Source organism: Nostoc sp. 2RC (assembly GCF_014222165.1).
In the GTDB taxonomy this organism is placed as follows: domain Bacteria; phylum Cyanobacteriota; class Cyanobacteriia; order Cyanobacteriales; family Nostocaceae; genus Nostoc; species Nostoc linckia.
In genome coordinates, this window is record NZ_JACKZU010000606.1 from 1 (window position 1) to 2,669 (window position 2,669).

Genomic DNA, 2,669 nt, shown 5'->3' on the forward strand with positions numbered 1-2,669 from the left:
TTTCCCTTTACCCCTTCCCCCTTACCCTTTTAGTCTTTATGCTCAACACTCCCTTTCCGTTTAAGCGATTATCTGGCACTGTGAGCGAGAGCGACTCATTACGAGTCGTTGTTTTTGCGATCGCAGATTATTTATTTGCCTTGCCAGTTGGTGCAGTTCTCAAGGTGATTGCTTGTCCTCCTATTAGCAGTACGGTTGAAAGTGGTATCGGGATGGTGGATTTGGGAGCGCAAACTATTACAATTGTGGATTTGCGCCAGAAGTTTATTTCACAACTACAAGCCCAACAGACGCACCAAGTTCTTTCTGGGGTTGAGACTCCAGGGCGCTTTTTACTTCTGACGCAAACCCGCACTGGAGAAATTTGTGGCATTCCTGTGGATAAGCCCCCTGCATTAATCGATATTCCCTTGGAGGCTGTGCGTCCGGTGCCTTGGTCTTATCGGCAAGTGGCGGAGTTAAACTTTGTTAGCCACATGGCTGTCTTGTCTGTAACACCAAATGAAGAACCACTCAAAGTCCTGCTTCTAGGCATGAATCAGATATTAGCTGATAAGTTGGGTTTACCGGGAACAACCCCAAACTTGACTCTTGGGCTGACATCAAGGGAACAACGGCAAAGATTTGTGCGTTTTTCCTTGGGCGATGGAGGCAGTGGATTGCTACCATTCCATTGTGTACTGGACATTATTCATCTCGCTAGCCCAGAAATTTCCCCAGCCCCGGCTTTACCAAGTTGGATTTTAGGTTTTTATAATTGGCAAGGACAAATGCTGCGGTTGGTTGATTTAGAACATTTGCTTGGTTACGCACCGCTTTTAAAACGGCTGTCACCACCACAAAAGCCAATGGTTTTGGTTGTTGAGCTGCAAAATCAAGTAGTGGGGTTTTTAATCGCTCATGTCTTAGACGTAGAGTGGCAGGATTTACAGCAAGTACAATCAACACCAACCGACTTTTCCCCCAAGAAAGTACTAAATTTTATTCGAGGTATTTTACCAGGCGATCGCTGGATTTTAGACACCAAAGCCATCGCCCAGACATTGCAATGGCAAACCCACTGATAAGAGGCAGGGAGCAGGGGGAGGAGGGCAGGGGGAAGTTAAAGGTACAAACCAAACTTCGTTCCGCTCCGCTAACACCCACAAGTGGCGTGATTTTTCCCCCTGCTCCCTTGCTCCCTGCTCCCCTGCTTTTTTATTTGACTTGATGCTGCCAAGGAGTTTTCTATGACGATCGCAACCTTAGACCCGAATTTTGCCAGCCAGCCTGTTGACAATCAAATTCAAATAGAGGAAATTCTGGGTAATGTAGCTGTACTCAAAGCAGTCTTTCAATCTGCTAAGGGGCCAAAGGTCGCTCAATTGCAGCACAAGGTGAGTCAAATTGAAGCTTTTATTCAAGCTTTGGCTGAGGATTCCCCCAGTAACAATGTGCAAAGGGCTTTTCAACTCCAGCGAGAACAACTGGCGGTCATGGAAGGACAAATGCGGCAGGCAAAAAATCAAACCGCACTTTTAGAAGTTACAATCGCCGCCCTGCAAGATGTTCTCAACGCCGATCGCGTCCTAATTTATCGTTTTGAGGAAGACAATCGCAGTCGAGCCATCGCTGAAGCTGTACAAGTCGGTTGGACATCCCTACTCAACCAATCCCTACCAATAAATTTGTTTCTTACTAAACCCGATGTTAGCGACGGACAAAACTCGCTCCAAAACTTAACTGAAGTATTAGAACTAACTCCACGCCAACAGCAATTTTGGCAACGCTTTGAGGTGCAAGCTAGCTTGTGCTTACCCTTGATTGTCAAACAACAGCCTTGGGGTTTATTGGTTATTCATCATTGCCAGCAACCCCGAAAATGGCAGGAAGCAGAGCGCAGTTTGTTGCAACAAGTAGCAATGATGTTGACAATTAACTTGCAGTGGGCTGAAATAGTAGCTCCACCTGTTCAACAACTTGAATCCTTGGATAGCTCACAGTTACTATTGCCATTGCAGCAGGTAAGTGAGGCTGTACAAGCAGGAGCAAGAATCGCCGAGCAAGAGCGTGAGTATTTAATGTCTATTCAAGATACTGTTGCTATTACTAAGAAACAGCTGCAATACCTTGGTGAATTTTGCCAGCAAGCTTCTGACTTTGTTGGCCTGGTGGAAGGCTTGAGTAGCAAAATTCAGATTTTATCTTTGAATACAGCTATTGAAGCAACCAAAGCTAGCGAGCAGGAATTAAGTTTGCTAGCTGCTGCCGAACAGGTAGAAATTCTTGCCCGTGAAGCCCGTGAAAACACGGTAAATATAAAAGAATGGTTCCAAGAACTCCAAGTGGTAGCAATAGATGTTGTTGCTGCTATGGAACCCTGCGATGGTCAAATCATTGCGGGGCTGGAGTCAATGGCGCAAATCCAAGAGCAATTAAAAGCGATCGCCAACATCGCAGCTTGTACCCTCAAATCAATAGACCTGTTGTAAGAGGGGGAAAGGGAAAAGGTTAAAGGGAAAAGGGTTTCGATTTGCCCTTTAACCTTTTCCCCACTTCTGCAAAAAGTCTAAAGTAACTTTTGCAAGAGGGGGAAAGGGAAAAGGGTTTTTATTTGCCCTTTACCCTTTACCCTTTCCCCTTTCCCCTTTCCCCTTTCCCCTTTCCCCTTTCCCCTTTACCCTTTACCC

General features: G+C 45.7%; 2 protein-coding genes. Both read left to right on the top strand.

What is annotated here, in order from left to right:
* On the top strand, positions 1–1,064 hold a 1,064-nt coding region (locus GNE10_RS33660), incomplete at its 5' end, for a chemotaxis protein CheW (protein WP_260447137.1).
* A 165-nt stretch (positions 1,065–1,229) separates the two neighbouring features.
* Positions 1,230–2,471, top strand: a complete 1,242-nt coding sequence (locus tag GNE10_RS33665; RefSeq protein WP_185570379.1) for a GAF domain-containing protein — start codon at positions 1,230–1,232, stop codon at positions 2,469–2,471.
* Positions 2,472–2,669 lie beyond the last annotated feature (198 nt).